This window comes from Corallococcus praedator (genome assembly GCF_003612125.1).
GTDB classification, from domain to species: domain Bacteria; phylum Myxococcota; class Myxococcia; order Myxococcales; family Myxococcaceae; genus Corallococcus; species Corallococcus praedator.
The window spans coordinates 1-1080 of record NZ_RAWI01000774.1 but is presented as its reverse complement, the minus strand read 5'-3'; the positions used below and the strand labels follow the sequence as shown (position 1 = coordinate 1080).

Sequence of the window (1080 nt, the reverse complement as noted above, 5' to 3'; positions counted from 1 at the left end):
ACGACGGTGCTCACGAACGTGGATCGAGGCAGGCGCAGGGCGTAGCCCTCGGTGGGCCCATCCCATGCGTGACGAGCAAGGGCGAGCGCGCCAGAGCCCATAGATTGAGGTCATGGGCGCACCACTTTCGATGGACTTGCGGCAGCGGATACTCGACGCGCACCTGACACGAGAGGAGTCCTGGGGAGAGCTCGCCAAGCGGTTTCGAGTAGGGGTCGCGACGGTTGATCGCCTCATTGGCCGCTGGAAGCGAACCGGCTCCATCGCGCCAAAGCGCCCGGGCCCTCGGCCCTTCTTCCGCATCCCGGATTCGCAACTGGGCAAGGTGAAGCGGTTGCTGGATGCCGCGCCCGACAGTACGACCCAGGAAATCGCGGATGCTTACGCCAAGCAAACGGGTGTGAGGGTGAGCCGCGCCACCATGGGACGTGCCTTCCGCCGATTAGGCTATACGCGCAAAAAAAGTCACTCCTCGCCTCCGAGCGGAGGCTGGCGAAGAATCGCCGGGCCCGCAGGCGGTATCTGGCTACGGCCGCCCAACTGAAGCCCGCGCGCCTCCACTTCATCGACGAGACTGCCGCGACCCTCACCATGACGCGCCGGTATGGGCGTGCTCGACGTGGGCAGCGCGCTCGCGGCTACGTGCCCCTGGGCCGTCGCCAACAAGTCACGATGATAGGGGACCTGACGCTCCAAGGAGTGGGGCCGGTACTGACTTTTGAGGGCGCCACCAACAGCGAACGTTTCGAAACCTACGTCCGTGAGGGACTTCTACCCATCCTCAAACCTCACGACGTGGTTGTCATGGATAACCTCAGCCCCCATCACCGACCGGCAGTCGAGCAACTCATTCGCAGTCGCAAGGCGAGTCTTCTCTTCCTGCCGCCCTACAGCCCAGAACTCAACCCCATCGAGTCGTGCTGGTTGAAAGTAAAGACGCGGATGCGGGCCATCGGCGCCCGCACGCATGTGGCCCTCCGCGAAGCGATGCGAGAGGCACTCGCAACCGTGCGGCCACAGGACGCAGCGGCCTGGTTCGCCTACTGCGGCTACCCGCCTCAACCGCCGTGATCACCGTGG

The 1080-nt window shown here is 64.6% G+C and carries 2 protein-coding genes; both read left to right on the top strand.

The window, feature by feature from the left end:
• Positions 1–112 precede the first annotated feature (112 nt).
• The gene (locus D7Y13_RS49105) at positions 113–544 is read left to right on the top strand and encodes a helix-turn-helix domain-containing protein (RefSeq protein ID WP_120538474.1); all 432 of its coding nucleotides are present in this window, start codon (positions 113–115) and stop codon (positions 542–544) included.
• Positions 442–1071, top strand: coding sequence for an IS630 family transposase (locus D7Y13_RS41650; RefSeq protein WP_120586205.1), 630 nt, complete (start codon positions 442–444; stop codon positions 1069–1071). Before D7Y13_RS49105 ends, D7Y13_RS41650 begins: the two co-directional genes overlap by 103 nt.
• Positions 1072–1080: the final 9 nt, after the last annotated feature.